Consider the following 18,255-nt stretch of genomic DNA (forward strand, 5'->3'; position numbering starts at 1 on the left):
TGCTTAATTCAGGTTTACACAGATGTAGTCCGCGCCGTTTCATAAATACGGCAACAAAAATTCCGCTAATATATATCGCTTCTTTTACCCCATAATGATGATATAAAAAATAGGCCGTTGATGGATAATCAACAGCCTATTTTTTATCTGGCAGCTACAAAGGCGGGGAACTGAATTCTTGTTGCTTAATGAGTCTGAGCCATTTTTGTTTAATTGATCAATAGAAGTAAAAATGATGCCGGAGAAATTAAATAGCCTGCTAAGGTTTCAGAAAAATGGCAGGGTCCACAGGTTCATTAATGCCAAATGTTGTATAGCTCAAGGTCATACCTGAAGGGGAATAATAAAAGGAAGATGCATATACAAAGCCCTCTGCCGTTTTCTTATAATCACCATAAGTTTCGATCTGCTTTGTAAACTTCCCTTCTATGGTTTTATGGATGGTTCTACGGCTTGCCAGAAAAGTATGGGCATCAATCAGCAGAAGCACTATGGTGCCACTTTTGCGCGTTATTTTCAGGCTATAATTATCCTTTCCATCAAGCATTTCTTTACCTAAGAGTTCTACTTTGTTACCTTTCGTGTTATACTCAAACAGATCGCCGGTCAAATCCAGTTCCTCAAGTCCTTCCCTTGCGACAATAGCATCAGCGTTTACCGGTCGTCTTTGCCCTCTTACAGGAAAAAGTGTCCAACAGCCCGTGATTGATGTCACCGTGATATTTGAACGACCCTGAATTTCCAAATCCATACGCATACCACTATTCTGAAGAAAAGATAGTTTAGCCGGAATAGTCATGCCTTGTGCCTGCATCAATCCCTCCCCTTTCATCGTCTTTATTGATCTTAACAGCTCGGCACCTCCCTGAGCATCTATGCATTTGCTTATGAGCTCATCGACGGTTACGATACCTGTGCTCTTCACTTCCTGTATATCCGTTTTTTCTGAGGCTATATTTTCTTGTTGTGCATATTGGTCGGCAGCAATTTTCTTGCCCAGCTTCAAAAGCGAAAACAGGCGCTCTAATTGCGTGAGCAATGTATTAAGGGCTGTGTTATCTTCTCTATCAAAAAAGAATTCCACATAATATTCCCTTATTGTACTGGTATATGTTTCGTTAGTGTAGCATTTTGTTTTTACGCCTTCCGGAAAAGTCATCCGTAAAACACCGGCTCTGCCCGGGTATTTTACCTGATATACTTCGGCCACTTTTGACAAATCTATTGGCTCTGTTTCGTATCGGAATTTTGTGCCTTTTAGTTTTTTGTTGATAATTTTGATCGCCTGCCCTGTACCGGATACAATTGCAAAATTGTTTTCCGGGAAATTTAATTCATAATTATTTTTCCCGTCATTATAAACCAAATTATTGGATCTGAGTTGAAATTGACTGATGGCTTTAGCTATAGAATCCACCTTCCCAAATGGAATTTGTGCTTTCAGGGTAAACCCTGTCAATAAAAGAATTGATAAAAAAATTATTCTGCTCATAATTGTTAGCTTGTTTTTCCCGGTATTTGTTTTTGATCGCTGAAAGCACAAAGGTCGGCTAAGCAACAATCATATAAAATACTCCAAAAGGGGTATTTATTGACCAAGGCGAAATGTAATTTCGGAATATACTATGTTCCCAGGTCAGGCAACACATTAAGCATACTTTATATATCCTTGTAAACACATCTACAAGTCGGCATTTTGGCGTTCAGCGAAAATATACCCCAAATAAAAAGCGATGATCAATATGATATTGACCATCGCTTTTTGAACGCTATTATAACTGTTAACGCTGTATTTTAACACTTCCCGGAGCACTACCGGCTTTGTTAAGCCTGTAGCTGAAAGAAAGCATCAGGTATCTTCCAATAGTATTTGATCTTTGCTCCATAAGATAGTTTAGCTGGCTGATTCGTTGAACCGCCTTGTTTTTATCCAACAGATCGAAAGCTCTGAGCGATATAGCACCGCGCTGATTGGCGAAAATATAGCGTGTAAGTTCTGCGCTTAAAACAGGTACGGTAACCGGCCGGTCAAAACTGCGCGCGGTATAATGGGTAATTGTTCCGGAAGTGGTGAAATTCCATTTTGCGGTAGGCCTGTACCCTATTTGTGCGAAACCGGAATAATTATAATACAGGTTATTCATTTCCCTATTGATCGAATAGCGGGAATCAGAAATATCAATACTTCCGCCCCATCTGAGATCCCATACATCACTATTGATATTGCTAAAACTCAGGTTCAGCGCATGAGACAAGGTATTGTTCTTATTGTTAACGGTATTTATCGGGCTAATACTTTGCCCTAAAGATTCAGTGATACCGGCCTGCAGATTAAGTCCTATACTGTTTATCGGCCGTGAGTAGTCGAGGGATAACTGTGACGATAGTTGATATGGTGTATTCACCAATTGTAATTGTTGTGCGAGATTCGCAAATACCTTCCGGCCATAGGCGATCTCATTTCGCGTATAGCTTCCTCTTAGTGATGCGGAAAATGAAGACATGTCGAACTGGTTAAACATAAAATACATGGCATTTGCCGTATGGTTATATTCCGGTTTTAACGACACATTTCCACTTGTGAGCATTAAGGGATTACTGTAATCGGTTACCGGCATCAATTGTGCTACATTTGGTGCATTAACCGAGGTATTGTAAGAAAAGGTTACGCGCTTTCCTTTTCCCAGCTCTCTTTCCAGAAAAGCAAAGGGAAGGAAGTAGCCATAATGTTTATTATACAACGCCTGCCCGTTCATAATAGGGTTCAGCCACAAATCTTTTCGTTGCAGGCCCAGATTCCAGCGTAATGTTTTTTTATTTCTTTTTAGTGTCAGGCCATTATTCAGGCTCAGTACCTTCCGGGAAAATGCAGGACTTAAAGAATCGATCTTAATTTCGGGCATAGCCAGCGGCCCTTGTTTACGATCGGTTTCCTCAGTTATTAATGCTGCGTTGGCAGACGGTTCCAGAAAATATCCTTTACCCAATGCACGTACTGCTGTCAGCGTCGCCGATGCATTGATATTCTTACCCAAAAAATGGCGGTATTGCTCATCCTTTATTTCCAGTGCCGGGTTTTGGTATACGGTTTTGTTACGCCAGTTATTTTTGCTGGTCTGGTTTTTATAGCCGCCTTCCAATATGGCTTTTAGTAGTGGCCACTTCCCTTTCCGTTTCTGAAGCCAGGTAAAATCGGCTCCAAACTCACGTTTACCACCTTTTGTATCCGCATCGTTATCCAGATAATTTTCCAAGATGGCATTTCTGTAATTTTCAGAAGAAGAGTTGCCATACTGTTTATTGCTGCCTAAAAGACCATAAAAATTAAAAGTCATGAAATGCGCGGAATCCACCTGTTGGCGCCACTTTACAGAGGCCCTGTTCACAAAGTTTTCATATTTATTTTTTCCTTTACTTTCTGTAGCGAAGCTACCCTCGGGAATAAAGTTTTTAGCACTACTGGATTGATCGAGCAATTTATCCATACCATTACCCATATAATTAAATGTAAGTCGGTTATGAGCATTCGGCTCGACCAGGTAATTGAGCGCCAATGCACCGGAATTGACCTTACCGGTCACGGGTTGGCCTACATCAATTGGTATCTCATCAGGATCAATCCTGATCTCACTACCGCCGCCGGTCAGCGATTTAAGCCCTCCGTTGAAATTAAAATAATCTTCCAGGCTAAATCCGAATTTATTGATATTATTGAGCATACCCATTGTGGCCAGCTGGCTTTTTGGGCGGAATTTAAATGCTTTTAAGGAAGCATCATATTGGCTCGGGATACCTGCACCCGCCTTTACTTCGCCAAAATAGCCGGCTTTCTTGCCATCCTTCAGCACCAGATTCAGCGTTTGCTCGCGCTCCCCATCATCAATCCCCGAAAATAAAGAGGCATCTGACTTTTTTTCAAAAGCCTGTACCATCTCCACTGCATCGGCAGGCAGATTTTTGGTCGCGACTTTAGGATCATCTCCAAAAAACTCCTTTCCATCAACCAGGATTTTATTTACCCGCTTGCCCATCGATTTTACATTACCGTCTTTATCTACCTCCATTCCGGGCATTTTCCGCAACAGATCCTCTACAACCGCATCGGGCTTCATTTTAAATGATCCGGCATTATACTCTAAAGTATCTCCTCTAAGGCGTATCGGTATTTTTTCGCCCGATACGATGACTTCATCCAGCACATTACCTTGTTCGTTAGACATCAGTATCTGGGAACCTAAATCTGTATTCAACTGCTCATTTACTTTTACCGGTTTGTACTCCGTGTAATAACCCATCAATGCCAGCTGCAGTAAATAGTCGCCATCCTTTACGGCGGTAAGGCTATACATCCCCTGTGCATTTGTAATTCCGAAAGATACTAAGGTGGAATCTTTTGGATCAAGCAGGGAGACCGAAACGCCTGCCAGCGGGGTCTGCACGCTATCGGCTACCTGGCCTTTAAGATGGTACTGGCCTGCGTATACAGCTCTTTGACACAGGCTAAAAAGCAGTATGAAGCTGCAAAAAATTGTTCTGAACATATGTGTAGCTTATCTTCCTTGAACCTTAAAAATAACATTGCCATTACCTCCAAACTGCTGCTGCATTTCGGCTATTTTCTTTTGCTCTATGGCTTCAAATTCTGTATCGGTTACTTTCTTGCCTTTCGTCGGCTCCTTTACCTTAGTGAGCATCTTCGCATCTATCGTATTTATGTCAACAGCCGTGATCTGCATCGTTTCGCCTATAGATAATTCCATAATCATACCGGGCAGACCGCTCTTGCCATTCGGACCGGAGGATACCGGGATTGCAGTCGTATACCAGGCCATCACTTGGTATTTTCCACTATCATCCATCATCGTGGCTTCCATACAGGGCATACCCAAAATCTTCTTTTGCCTTCCGGTTGCCTTCCATTTAGAGGCCGGAATGGATGTTCTTTGCACCAAAAACATTTTTCCCATCAGGTCTTTTTGTTCCGTCTGCTTCTGTAGTTTAAGATCTGTGTATATTTTTTCATCTGGCTCCTGGCTGACAATCCGAACCATTCCATTACCTTCTTTATACTCATCACTCTCTTCTCTTTTCATGTTACTATTTTCGTACAAAGTTGCTTCAGGAGTGAAATACAATACTTTCATCGATTTCTTTTCACTAGGAAGCATATCAGCAATGCCTGCAGGAAGATTGCTATTTTCAAGTTGTTTCTTATCAATAAACACTTTGCTTTCGTAGGTGATCATCCCTAAGGTTTGTTGGGCCATTGCGATACCGGTTAACAGCAAGAAAGGAAGGACTAATAACTTTTTCATTTTTTATTTGATTTTGTTTGTTATTGCAAAGCTATTTCCTGAAGCTGCGCGCCGGGGTTAACGCCCACCCAAATAAGGTTAAATAAGGTTAACTATTTTCGGGATTACTAAAAGCATTTAGTTTATTTGCAGATAAATAAGTCTATTAAAGTGTTGCACAATAGGAAACAGGCAGGTAAACTCAAATTAATCCGCTGGCTGATGCTGGCAAGCGAAATCTTGCTGCTTTTATTTTTGTGCACCTGGATCGTAAACCAATACAAAGAGGCAGAAACGCGACTCAGCAAGGATGTAGCAACTATATTTACGAAGGTTGAAAACAAAATTGCCGATAGTCTCCTAAACAATGAGATAACTATCCTACTTCAAGACAACCCTGTTGGATCAGACACGCTTCAGTTCAAAATCGCCGCCAGGGATACAGGGCTTATCGCCGGCCAGGCAGGTCATAAAGCCCTTAACCTGTCAACTGACCCTTCTTTTGTCGCGCATGCGACTACTAAACGGGACAGGGTCACCTCCGTACACACATACAGAATCGCCAAAAACGCCAAACCCTTACCGGATAATCCGGAAGATACGCGCAAAGTACTACGCCTGGCTTTACAACAGATCGTAAATGATATTGACCTGGATACCCTGCGGACGAAAACAGATACCTCACTGCTCAGGAAAACATTTACGACAGCAGTCCAGCAGCATTGGCCTAATATTGGCGTGCATTGGCATGCGGCAGGTCCTAATTCTTCAAGCTTCAGTTATAAACCAAAGGAGGTATCGCCTAGTTTAAACCTGACCGGTTATCAATTATATATCGTCAAAGCCATTGCTTCCCAAACTGCATTTGGCCTTGTCCTTCTTTTGCTGACAAGCCTTGCCTTTATTTTGGCTTATCGCAATGCGAAACAACAAACGCTGTTTTCGCAACAAAAAGATCATTTTATCAGTAACATTTCTCATGAACTCAAAACGCCGGTAGCGACCACTAAAGTGGCTATTGAAGCATTGAGCATGTATGATGCCCTTGAAGATCCTCAACGCTCTAAACGGTATTTAAGAATGGCCGGTTGGGAGATCAACCGCCTTGAACTCATGATCTCTAAAATAATGGATACGATGCAGGCGGCAAATGGTGTTTTGACATTGGCACAAAAACCCTTAATGTTACCCGCACTTGTACTCGAAATCACCCATTCATTACAACAGGTATTTATCGAACAAGCCATCCAATTACAATGGGATATAGAAGAGGAATCTTTATGGGTCATGGCAGATCATACGCATCTTACGGGCGCCTTGTATAATCTTATTGACAATGCCATAAAATACGGAAACAACCTTATTAAAATAAGTATCCAAAGGCAAGATGGAAGGGTATGCTTTACGATTGCTGATAATGGCCCGGGCATCCCTTCTGCCTATCAATCACGGGTTTTCGAGCAGTTTGTACGGATACCACAAGGAGATATCCATAATGTAAAAGGATATGGCTTAGGCTTATCCTATGCGCAGTATGTTGTCGCCGCCCACAAAGGCAGCTTAAAACTTAAACAGGTGCCCGGATGGGGCGCTGTATTCTGTATTTCACTCCCTGAATTGCATGAAAATGAACTATAAAGTACTCTATATTGAAGACGAAGAGCACCTGGCCAGTATTGTGAAAGAGACCCTTCAGATAAAAGGCTACAGCGTGCATCACCAAAAGGAAGGAACAAAAATCCTGGAGCTGATCACTTCTTTTCAACCGGATGTGTGCGTGCTGGATATTATGCTGCCTTATGTAGATGGATATAGTCTGGGCAGAACGATCAGACAGGTTTATCCCAAGCTGCCGATTATTTTTCTGACGGCAAAAAGCCAGACACAGGATATCGTCGACGGATTTTCTTCGGGAGGAACCGATTATATAAAAAAACCATTCAGCCTCGAAGAACTCATGGTGCGTATTGATAACCAGATATTAATTCAACACCGTACAAAAAGTAATGAAAAGAAAACCACTCAGCAGGAAATTAAAATCGGGCATTTTCGTTATGCACCGCACCTCATGAAGTTATTTGGCCCGACGGAAACCATAAAACTCTCGAACAGGGAAACTGAAATTCTGAATATTCTGTGTATGTCGCCCAACACACCGATAGACCGGCGGGAACTGATGAAAATGATTTGGGGCGATGATTCTTATTTTATCAGCCGTAACCTGGATGTCTATATACGCAGATTAAGGGAATACTTTAGCCCGGGAACCGGCGTGGAAATCATAACCCTGAAGGGTAAAGGATATAATTTTAGTGTATCTGACGAGGGCTTATAATATGGTTTTCTATGTAAGCCTCATAACAAGGAGCTTATTATAGGAGCTCCCCCTATCAGTAGATTTATCGCGATTTCTTAGGTTTAATTTTTTGTGCCATTTGCAAGGTATGTTTTAATGATTTTGTATTGGTCCAATCACCATGTCCAACAATAACAAACTTTGGCAGCGGGCATTTTTCCTGCACATTTCTGATGGTTGCCGCATAATCGTTCACATTTGCATCTCCTAAATAACCTAAATCATCGTCTTCAAAGCTTTTTATAAGGCAACCTCCATAAAGAATTTTCTCTTTCTCAAACCAAATAACAATATTGACCGCTGTGTGTCCTTGCCCGGGAAAATAAGTTTGAAAGGTATAGGAACCAATTGTAAAAGTCGTATCCTTATCCATCAGGAATTCGGCTCTTTTCATGCCCTGCAGCCTACTCAATTCATCAATTTGCTTTGTCGTGTAGGTTTTTATTCCCTGTTTTCTATAATATTCCAGTCCACCGGTTCGGTCTGAATGAAAATCTGTCGCAATACATAGTACTACATCTTTATTGTGTCTTCGTTTGATACTATCCAATAAAGGTTGAAATTGTGTGGTGTCCCAGGGGCTATCAAACATAACAACACCATCTTTAGTTACGAGATACATCCCGTTTGCGGGCACGCGGTCTCCTTTGTATAAATTAAATGTTGTATACACATAGAAGTCTCCCGTCAGGTGAACGATTTCCAAACGATTATCGGTCGTTTGTCCAAAAGTGTTTATAAAGAAAAACAAAGAAAATACTGTCATCATTATTGTCCGCATAATATGTCTATTTTATCCTTTTACGGTTACCGAAATTGATTTATGCAGGGGGCATATTTTTAAAAGCAAAAATCAATATTAATTACATTTTTTTCACATGTACCTTATCCAATCCATCCTAATAATACATGCAGCCCTGCTGCCCAACAGGGCTTTTATTATAGTGATTTTAATAATTGTTCAATTGTTGACTGCTTTTGGTTTAATATGATTAATTGGCTCTTATCGTTTAATAAAATCTTGTAGTTAAATTCCTTGTCCGCGTTAAACTTCCAATCTTTTAGCTCGATAAATTTCTTTTTTATAAGCTTTAGTTTTTCATTATTATTTTTTGATACAATGATCAGCTTAGTTAAAGGCGTTTTCTGCATTTTATCTATACTGTTTTCGTCAATTTGTGTGGCATTTTCTTCACTTGAACGATACCAGAACATTTTGCTCACTGTATTTAAATCTTCTTCATTTTCGGTAATGATATACCTGTATGTCATAATATTTTCAAGTTCATTGATCCAATTTGGGAAATTAGATTCATAAATTTTGATAAAATTATCAATAAAATTTCTATCAATTGGTTTTTTCTGTTCGATGTATTCAAGCACTAAAGGATATATCTTTCTTGCCATCAAGTCAATATAAGTATGATAATACCAATCATTTGCATCCTCCTTCCCATCTAATACTTTATATACATAGCCATTTCCTAATGCTGTGGCTAAAACTTCATTCATAAGTTGGTATGCATAATTGCTGCTTTTCGATTTGTTCTCTTTGAAATATTGGTCAATTTGCATTTTTACTTCAAGCGACTGTTCGTTGTAGATGATATGAAAAGTTTCGTGCAACATAACGCTGAATAAATCTTTATAATCACGCAAATTGGTTTGAATGGCACTAATGAAATTATTGTAAAATGCCTGCGCTGTAAACCCTTTAGCATTCGGTAATGGATAGAATGCTATTTCAAAAGGAATGGCCTTATCCCAACTGGCATTATAAAACGCCAATCCTGTCTCGAAAAAATGCGCCATGTTGTGGTCTGTTGAATATCTGGTAATCTCTGCTAATTGCTTTTCAAATTGCGCTTTATTGGGGTTGTAAATAAGTTCATTATAAATCGGTGTAAAAACAGAAATCATTTCTGCTAAATCATTTAGTGTCTTATTAGGAACAATTCCAACAGAACGAAGTTTAAAATCATTCAGATTTGTCGTCTCTATTAGATTTTTCTTCAAAATATCTCTCGTTTGCATGGGTGTTTTAGAACCATACGGAAACGCTTCAAATTGATAACTGTAATCAATGTTTAGCTTATCAAATTTTGAGCATATATCTTTATATTGCGCAATGTTATATTTTGATTTTTTAAATTCTGTTTTTAAAACATTTTCCGGATAATTGTCCGAAAGATTTTGCATGAAAACAAAAACCGCCAATTGCTCAGAATATTTTATGTTGAATGTTGTCTTTTGGCCAAATGCAAGGCTTGTCAAAAATAAAAAAGTCAGTAAAAGACTATGTTTCATAATATTCATTGCGGTTTGTGTCGATATATATCCTCGTTCAAATATACATAAGATTCTAATTTTTCAAATTGCCTACCTGCAGCATATCCTGAATAATTTCGCCTACCCTATTTCGGGATAAGCCGTTTCAAATTCTATGTTATAATATTCATTCCGCCCTTTTCAAGGGCAACAGAAGGGGCAAAAAGACTTCTGTAATTTAAAAACAAATATTAGCTGTAAAGGCTACACTGTTGTTATTCTTTTGAATTCGTAAATAGATTTTATTGCGTATCCGCTTTTAGAAAACATAGACTTAATTATTATTTTGGCTTCCGCTTATCACCAAAAATGACGGCCTATATCCGGATTTCATATAGATTTTATTGCAAGGCATGAATTCTTAAGTGATTTTACGGTCCGTAACACAGTCTATGATTATTAAGAAAATGATCTCCTACGCTTCCTAACAAGCTATCTTTCAGTAGACACGCTAAAGTCTTTCATTTTTGATTGGCAAAATACAGTATCGGCAAAAAAAGTTTTTTATAATATTTCCAAAAAAACGCTAAAAACAACTGTTAAATCTATTAACTTTGATCCAACAAAAAATTATGTTTATGAAAAAACAATTAGTCTTTCTGTAGTTATGCTGGCAGCAATCGCTACAATCAGTTCCTGTAGCAAAGCCATCGATTGTGTGCTGGAAGGCGCCACTACTTCTATCAGCGCGACAAAGGATGCAAGCAATGTAAAACAGTACACGTTTAAGCCCGGTTACTTAGGTTCCCATTCCGTTAGTACGGTAGATTGGGATTTCGGAGATGGACAAAAGACCACCACCACCGGAGTAGCTTCTGTAGTGCATACCTATGCCACGGCAGGTACAAAGCAGGTAAAAGCGACGATTAAAATTAAAAACAAAAATAAAACCTGTAGTGCAATGCCTCAAAAGGCTGTAGAGGTGCAATAAAGTATTTTAAAGACAATAGCACAACAAAAACGAATGCAATTTCTTATGGTCTACGCCTAAGTAATTGCATTCGTTTTTATTTTATGGCACTTTTAATATTAATTGAACATCCGCATATAGACCCTGATTTTGTCCGTCCTTTTGGGGCAACAAAAAGAGCGCAAAATGCCCGTTTTCATCAAGGCGGTGTTACCTTCTTTCTTTAAATTAGGATACTAAAGACAGCCCGTAAAATTGGCGTATTCACTCAGGGTTTCCATACGATTCAGTTGCCCCAGTAATTTGATTAGAAGATTAAGGTCTTCACTTACCGGAAAATATTTTTTCAAGGTTTCATCGTAGCGATAGGTCACCGTCAGGTCAAATTTTTCTGCGGTAAAAATTTTGATTTTCACCGGTACTTCATTAAGTGTCTGCAATTGCGTCAAGCGCTTTGTTGCGAGATCGATCGAAAGATATACCCTGCAGTCTTTTAAAAAAGAGGCTTCCACAGGAATCTCTGCGGGGAGCATCTTATAGCTTACAACCAACTCCTTTTCATTTTGCTTTTCTATTTTTAAAGTCGCCTCATCTAAACCTGTCGTCGGACGAATTGCTTGTCCATGCTCTTTTCTGAAGGTTTTTATTGCCCCCTTACCTGGTGTTTTACCATTTACGGTAAGTACCTCCCAGCGTTCATCACCGGTCTTTCCGGCATTATGATGAGCGACTACCACTTTGTCTTTAGCGGAGCTGCTTGTCGTAACTTTAAGGTCATAAGAACAACCTTCCGGATTTTGTTTTGATTGCTGATCCAATATATCAGGGTTAAGACCATGTGTGCTGAAGGCATCCAGTACAGCCTGCTTTTGCCCGAATGTGGTACCATAAATTGCCATGCAACTTAAAAAGAACAAAACGTATCTCATATTTCTAGGATTTTTCATACGAATATAAGGATTAAGTATTACGAATCAGGAGGCATGATTTAGCCCCACAAGTGAGTAATAATACTAAAATTAGATTACATTTGTGAGCACACTAAATTATATTTTATGAAACTAAAAAAATCTACTTTTATACTGCTGCTGTTATGCCTCTGTTTCAATGGCATAGCACAGAAGCCTGCCGCTACAGGCATTGTATATGTAATCCGGCCGATGAACTATACAGGATCCATAATAGCCTATAATATTTATGCCGATGATCAATTGGTGTGTAAATTAAAAAACCAAAGGTATTCGGTACATACCTTACCTGTAGGTAATCATACTTTTTCTATAAAGAATACCGGCCTGGGTAACCATAGTATGTCTAAACCTATTCCGATTACCGTTAAAGCCGATCAAGCCGTATATCTTGATGTGGTAGATGAAGGTCAACTTAACCTGAAAGAACTGACAGCACCGTCCGGGATCGAATCCCTTAAAAGCGTGGCAGAAATGAAGAATTGTCTGCCTAAACAGAAGACTAAATAGATAGGATCGGGAAAATACAGGAGCGACAATACGATCTCCTTCATTTGATTTCTTCAGCCTGTTAAAATTTACGTTTGTGAAACACCTCTTCCGGTATGCAATTTTATGCATCATTTTCATCCTGCATATTTCTACTCCTCGGCTCTACGGCCAGTCTGCAGATACCAATGCAACCACATACGATACCGCATCCGCCGCATTCCAACAGAAGGTAACGGATGCCGGTAACAAGGATCAGATGCGCAGTAAAAGCAGTTATGATGAAGGACGTACCAGTATAAAGCAAAACCAGATCATTAACACATTATTGCGAAAAGCGCAGACCGTAAAGATCTTTTTGGATACAGAACTGGATTTAAAAAAGTTTGAGAAGGATCTGGGTAGTGTAGCCGGTTATTTTAGCCTGGTACAGGATGGTATCATGGTGCATACCGGAACGGCACAAACAGACCGCAACCTTACCGTATCTGCGGTAATCCTGGATCAACTGATCAATGAAACCCAGAATAGAAAACAGCAACTGGATCAGTACACGGAGCGTTTGATCGGGTTTCGAAGTACGTTCGACTCCCTGCTCAGCAATCCGGTGATCTATACCTTTCCTAAGGATTCTGTCAAAATCGCACGCTATCTTTTCAAGCTAAAGGTTATGGCTAGTCAAGGCAATCCGACAGACAATGCCCTGAACTATGCGCTGGAACAGGCCCAAGAACTACAGAATAAAACAGACAGTACTTTATTCGTCCTGAAAATGGCTGACGAACAAATTGATCAATACAGAACGCAACTCAGTCAGCTCAATCTAAAGCGGGAGTTTCATAATATCTGGGATACCGTAGGATATAAACGGGATTTTTCCGAAATCGTCCGTTTCTCCCTGTCTAAAGAGCAAACAGCATTCGTGTTCTATATAGAAGACAATGTCTTCAGGCTATTTCTCTTGTTCCTGTTTACCATACTCGCGTGGCTGGGCATCCGTTCGCTCCGTAAACATCTTAACGCGCATGAAAGAACCAAAGAACTGGCGCACCTGCTCGTCATGAAAAGACCATTGGCCTCAGCAATACTTATTATCTTTAGTATATACCAGTTTGCCTTTATCAAAGCTCCTTTTATATTCAGTTTCAGTATATGGACCGTACAGACCGTAGCCCTGCTGCTGATCCTGCACCGGTTTATCACGCCGTTCTGGTTTCGTTTCTTGCTGGGTACGATTATCTTATTCCTGATGGCCTGCCTCGATAATTTCGTCTTGCAGGCATCCCGGCCGGAAAGATGGTTTATGCTGTTTCTGGCACTGGCAGGAGTCGTATTCTGCCTGTATTTCCTTATGGCCCGTAAGGAAAAAGATAAACTCAAAGAACAGTATGTGCTCGTCTATATGCGCTTCCTGATATTCATTGAATTGTTATCGGCATTGCTCAATATACTGGGACGGTATAATTTATCCAAAACCCTGCTTACCGCCGGATACACCGGGATGGTTATCGCCATTATGTTTACATGGACGGTACGCCTCATTAATGAATGCCTGAAAACGGCATCGGAACTATACCACCATCCGGAACGCAAATTACTATACCTGAATTTTAACCGGATAGGCCGCAAAGTGCCCCGTATACTATATTTCCTGCTGGCCATCGGTTGGTGTATTATTGTAGGTCGTAACTTTTACTTTTATAATAAAGTTTCTATTCATTTCTTTGAATTCCTGCATAAGCCACGCACCATAGGAGACTATACCTTTGCGGTTGATGGCTTGTTCCTGTTTGTCATTATCACAGCCTGTTCCCTATTGCTTTCCCGCTTGGTATCCCTTTTTGCTGCCGATCCCAATGCAGAGCATGCAAGTCTGCAAAACAGGGACGAAAATGCGGCCAAGGGCAGCTGGATATTACTGTCGCGTATCGCAATCATCACGCTGGGACTGTTTGTGGCTTTTGCCGCATCGGGCTTGCCGATCGATAAAATTACTATTGTATTAGGTGCACTTAGTGTCGGTGTGGGCCTTGGTCTTCAAAGCCTGGTCAGCAATCTGGTGAGCGGACTTATTATTGCGTTCGAGCGACCGGTGAATGTCGGAGACCAGATAGAGATCAATGGCAAATCAGGGATGATGAAGTCGATCGGTTTCCGCAGTAGCGTAGTACAGCTCAATGATGGTTCCTGCCTGGTCGTTCCTAACGGAGACCTGCTGAGTACCCACTTAGTCAATTGGTCTATATCGCACAACCGGCGTAAGCTTGCGATTACCGTAAATGTAGATTATGATTCTGATCTGGAACAGGTAAGCCGCTTACTGGTCGAAATTGCCCAGCAGGATGAACGGGTGCTGCAAACACCTCAAATACTTGCCGTAGCCAAGCAATTCGGAACACAAGCGATATTATTCGATTTAGTATTCTGGATTAATAACCAGTCTGATGCCCTGTCCGTATCCGGCAGTGTCATTACCCGTATTCATACTGTCTTTAAAGAAAAAAACATCATTATCCCCCATCCACAGCACATAAATTTGCAGTTTGGCGACGAAACGAAGGACAATAGTGCTTCCGGTAAAATCTCATAAAGCGATCATACTTTATCGTTGGAAGTAATATATTTATCGTAGCGGGTGCAATTTCCTACTTGATCCTTAGGACATTTTGCAACTCATCAAAGGGAGCAAGGCCATAGAGACCTTTAAAGTGTTTCCTACTAAAGGTTTCAACAGATGAATACTAGTTGTCTTAACCACCTATTTAAAATAAAAATATGAAAAAAACATTCCTCCTTGTCTCTTTCCTAGCCTACATATTAATTAGTTCAGCGCAAACAAATCAAAGAAAATTTCCTACAGACAATCTGTTAAAAACGGAATTAGATTCCCTGGTAGATCAGTCCGTTTCCACATTTATGAATAATAGTTCGAGGGTTGGCCTTTCAATAGGCATTATTAAAAACGGAAAACAATATATCTATAATTATGGCTCCACACAAAAGGAGCAATCCGTATTGCCAACGGGTAATACCGTGTATGAACTGGCATCCATTACAAAAACATTTGGTGCCACTTTGCTTGCACAAGCAGTTCTCGATAAAAAGGTAACGCTTAATGATGATATACGCCAGTACCTGAAGGAAGCCTATCCTAATTTAAATTACAAAGGTACTCCTGTCACCTTACTTAATCTGGTTAACCTCACCTCCGGCTTACCCAATTGGATGCCCGATAAAGACATCTTCGGAACGGCAGATCCGGATTCCATTCCCTATATTTTAGATGCTGTTCACCAAAGATATAGCAGACAAGATTTTTACCGCGACCTGCATGAGGTAACACTAAAAGCCGAACCGGGAACTGTGGCTCGCCACTGTAATACTGCGGCTCAATTGCTCGGCTATATTATGGAAGGCGTCTATAAAGATTCTTACGAAAAACTGTTGAAAATACATTTTACCGATCCACTCAAAATGAAAAATACATTCCTGATCAAACCCGGAAAATACCCGGCATTAATGGCAAAGGGTTATGATGGAAAAGGACGCCTGATGCCGGTTATTGATTGGGAAGATTTGCAAGTAGCCGCAAGTATCGCCTCTTCAAGTTCCGATATGTTGAAGTATATGGCCTTTCAGTTGAATGAAACGAATCCTGCAGTAAAGCTAAGTCATCAGCCCACTTTCGGAAAATTGGAGGAGGGCGCTATTGCATTGAATTGGAAAGTACGAAAAACAGAAGATTCCAAGCGGAGCATCTCACACACAGGAGGTAGCTTAGGATTTAGCAGTTATATGGTCTTGTACCCGGAGTCAAATTCGGGCATTGTCCTGCTCTCCAACGAAGTCGATCAGGATACACAAAATGAACTGATTGCCCTGGCCAATAAAATTTTAAAACCCTAAACAAGATTAAACTTTCTCCTTAATAATATAAACTAAATTCATTTTTCAATCGGGATGGGCACTGATACTGTCAGGCCCTTTAGTGCATGAATTAGCCGGCTTTTTATTAGAAAATCCGGCTAATTCATATAGCATATTACGGTCGCCATAAAAACAGGTGAATATATGGTGTAAACAGTAGATGAACAGTGCTAGAGTTCAAGCTGTGATACAACTTCCTTGTTTATGCCGTTTCGTTATTTCCCTGGTCAAAATCAACCATCCATTCAATACCGAATTTGTCTCTGAACATCGCAAAATAGGAACCCCAGGGACTGTCTCCAATAGGTACTTCAACAGCACCACCTGCAGAAAGTCCGCTAAATATTTTGTCGGCCTCTTCACGGCTCTCCGCAGTAACAGATATCTTAGACCTGTTTTCGTTTTCATTTACGGGTCCCATACTTTCCGGAACATCATTGCCCATCAAAACATTTTTACCAATTGGCAAGGCAATATGCATGATTTTATCTGCATCATTTTCCGCTATGGGATGTTCCGGGCTTGAGATATCCTTGAGGCGTACAATTTTTGTAAACGCACCACCAAATACCGATTTGTAAAAGTTGAATGCTTCTTCTGCATTCCCGTTAAAATTAATGTGCATGTTGATCAGTGCCATAATTTATATTTTTAAGTTATTTCTTGTTTGTTATGCCAAATGGATTAGGGTAACCAATCGCTGTAAATGGACATTTAATTTCTGACAGCCGTCTTTAAAACAGCCAACCGAAGCCCTCCGATTACATTTCGCCGGCAGCTAGGCATCTTGCAACAATGTACGTATTTATTAGGCTTTACCATCGACATTCCGGCTCTATAAAATTACGGATAATGAAGATAAGAACAAAAGCTTAATAGAATTTCGCCAGTACAATCCGCCGCCGACAGTATACAAAAAGATTGGGATTAATCCGGCTGTGGCTAAAGCCAATCTACAGTCAGCGTATAATGTCCTTTAAGGGATCTTCCTTCCAATATCAATAAAAAATGGCACAAGGATAATATTCTGTTTTCATTAGTAAATGTCATCATTAGTATAGTGTCTAAATGGTCAATGCACTATTATATCAGCGAGACCGGTACATCCGGATAATCGTTTGTAAGTTTCAGGTAGATGGCCGTTACAAAATGATCATTTCCTTTAACGGTTCTATCGAAAGTACCTTCGCTTGTTTCTATCTTAAATAAATACATACGTCCCTTATAATACCCTTTCCGGATACTAACACTGGAAAGGGTATCGAAATAAAATTTTTTGGATCGGGCAATAATCGAATGTTGAAACTCAAAATAATCATCGTTTATAATGATCGGAGGGAAATATTTATTAAAAAAATTAGATTTTTCATTCAGCTTGTTTAGGGATTCAAATGATCGATCGGATAGTTCGGATATCTTTGATTTATTCCTATTAAAATGAATATTAAGAAGTACACAGGGCACAATCGCCAGCAAGGGCACGGCAACAATCTCAATAAGGATAAACAAATAAAAATCATGAATACGTCCTCTGTAACCCTCTATGCCAATAACCGCTATGGGTATAGCAACGGCATTTTTGTATAAACGAATACCAATGATTGTCATTAAGGCAATAATAAATCCAAATATAAGCCCCCAACATAATAATTTTCTTTTGTGTAGTGCAGATAAAAAAATGACTTTATCAGCTCGAATGTCTGTTTCATTTAGGATCATATCTCAAAAGCATGTTTTTAATAGCGTCCAAGTCTGGCTATACTGCAGATCGATCAAATTGTCCGCAATCATTTACACCCGAATACGCTACTAATTTAAAGTCAATTAAAATGATTACGATCATTCCCCGAATTATTTTTTGAAAAGTAAAAAGATCTCCCTCTTTTTATAATAGTCTAGCAATTCAAGTCAGAAAAGTTCATTCAAATATATAGCTCCTCAATGGCTATTTTCATTTCCCTTTTAAGTTGCTTTAAGAGGATT

Annotated in this window: 14 protein-coding genes; 6 read left to right on the forward strand and 8 right to left on the reverse strand. The window is 39.9% G+C overall.

Features of this window, described 5'->3' with window-relative positions:
* Positions 1–259: 259 nt before the first annotated feature.
* The 3 genes from DBR32_RS10395 to DBR32_RS10405 form a co-directional block, all read right to left on the reverse strand.
* On the reverse strand, positions 260–1,492 hold the full coding sequence (locus tag DBR32_RS10395; RefSeq protein ID WP_124636245.1) for a hypothetical protein: 1,233 nt from the start codon (positions 1,490–1,492) through the stop codon (positions 260–262).
* A gap of 289 nt (positions 1,493–1,781) precedes the next feature.
* The gene (locus tag DBR32_RS10400) at positions 1,782–4,541 is read right to left on the reverse strand and encodes a TonB-dependent receptor (RefSeq protein ID WP_124636246.1); all 2,760 of its coding nucleotides are present in this window, start codon (positions 4,539–4,541) and stop codon (positions 1,782–1,784) included.
* Between the two features lie 9 nt (positions 4,542–4,550).
* Positions 4,551–5,315 carry a GLPGLI family protein gene (locus DBR32_RS10405; RefSeq protein WP_124636247.1) on the reverse strand — a complete coding sequence of 255 codons (765 nt, stop codon included), beginning with the start codon at positions 5,313–5,315 and terminating at the stop codon, positions 4,551–4,553.
* Positions 5,316–5,468: 153 nt separating this feature from the next.
* Between DBR32_RS10405 and DBR32_RS10410 the strand changes: the two genes are divergently transcribed.
* Together DBR32_RS10410 and DBR32_RS10415 are read left to right on the forward strand one after the other, a co-directional pair.
* Positions 5,469–6,932, forward strand: coding sequence for a sensor histidine kinase KdpD (locus DBR32_RS10410; protein ID WP_124636248.1), 1,464 nt, complete (start codon positions 5,469–5,471; stop codon positions 6,930–6,932).
* The gene (locus DBR32_RS10415) at positions 6,922–7,629 is read left to right on the forward strand and encodes a response regulator transcription factor (protein WP_124636249.1); all 708 of its coding nucleotides are present in this window, start codon (positions 6,922–6,924) and stop codon (positions 7,627–7,629) included. The genes DBR32_RS10410 and DBR32_RS10415 overlap by 11 nt, the downstream gene beginning before the upstream one ends.
* Positions 7,630–7,693: 64 nt before the next feature.
* Here DBR32_RS10415 and bla read toward each other — a convergent pair whose 3' ends face one another.
* Both bla and DBR32_RS10425 read right to left on the reverse strand, forming a co-directional pair.
* The gene (bla, locus tag DBR32_RS10420) at positions 7,694–8,431 is read right to left on the reverse strand and encodes a BlaB/IND/MUS family subclass B1 metallo-beta-lactamase (protein WP_124636250.1); all 738 of its coding nucleotides are present in this window, start codon (positions 8,429–8,431) and stop codon (positions 7,694–7,696) included.
* 158 nt (positions 8,432–8,589) lie between these two features.
* On the reverse strand, positions 8,590–9,957 hold the full coding sequence (locus tag DBR32_RS10425) for a hypothetical protein (RefSeq protein ID WP_124636251.1): 1,368 nt from the start codon (positions 9,955–9,957) through the stop codon (positions 8,590–8,592).
* Positions 9,958–10,585: 628 nt separating this feature from the next.
* On the opposite strand from DBR32_RS10425, the gene DBR32_RS10430 reads away from it, so the two are divergent.
* A complete protein-coding gene (locus tag DBR32_RS10430; protein WP_124636252.1) occupies positions 10,586–10,909 on the forward strand; it encodes a PKD domain-containing protein in 324 nt (107 codons plus the stop codon).
* Between the two features lie 215 nt (positions 10,910–11,124).
* Here DBR32_RS10430 and DBR32_RS10435 read toward each other — a convergent pair whose 3' ends face one another.
* Positions 11,125–11,817, reverse strand: coding sequence for a hypothetical protein (locus tag DBR32_RS10435; RefSeq protein ID WP_124636253.1), 693 nt, complete (start codon positions 11,815–11,817; stop codon positions 11,125–11,127).
* 126 nt (positions 11,818–11,943) lie between these two features.
* On the opposite strand from DBR32_RS10435, the gene DBR32_RS10440 reads away from it, so the two are divergent.
* The 3 genes from DBR32_RS10440 (at position 11,944) to DBR32_RS10450 (ending at position 16,251) form a co-directional block, all read left to right on the forward strand.
* Positions 11,944–12,366 (forward strand): hypothetical protein, encoded by a 423-nt coding sequence (locus DBR32_RS10440; RefSeq protein WP_124636254.1) that lies wholly within the window; start codon positions 11,944–11,946, stop codon positions 12,364–12,366.
* A gap of 76 nt (positions 12,367–12,442) precedes the next feature.
* On the forward strand, positions 12,443–14,935 hold the full coding sequence (locus DBR32_RS10445) for a mechanosensitive ion channel family protein (RefSeq protein ID WP_124636255.1): 2,493 nt from the start codon (positions 12,443–12,445) through the stop codon (positions 14,933–14,935).
* A 185-nt stretch (positions 14,936–15,120) separates the two neighbouring features.
* On the forward strand, positions 15,121–16,251 hold the full coding sequence (locus tag DBR32_RS10450) for a serine hydrolase (protein WP_124636256.1): 1,131 nt from the start codon (positions 15,121–15,123) through the stop codon (positions 16,249–16,251).
* Between the two features lie 223 nt (positions 16,252–16,474).
* On the opposite strand, the gene DBR32_RS10455 is transcribed toward DBR32_RS10450, so the two are convergent.
* Positions 16,475–16,912, reverse strand: a complete 438-nt coding sequence (locus tag DBR32_RS10455; protein WP_124636257.1) for a VOC family protein — start codon at positions 16,910–16,912, stop codon at positions 16,475–16,477.
* A gap of 443 nt (positions 16,913–17,355) precedes the next feature.
* Positions 17,356–17,880 (reverse strand): hypothetical protein, encoded by a 525-nt coding sequence (locus DBR32_RS10460; RefSeq protein ID WP_124636258.1) that lies wholly within the window; start codon positions 17,878–17,880, stop codon positions 17,356–17,358.
* Between the last annotated feature and the right edge of the window lie 375 nt (positions 17,881–18,255).

This window comes from Taibaiella sp. KBW10 (assembly GCF_003852495.1).
Taxonomy (GTDB): Bacteria; Bacteroidota; Bacteroidia; order Chitinophagales; family Chitinophagaceae; genus Edaphocola.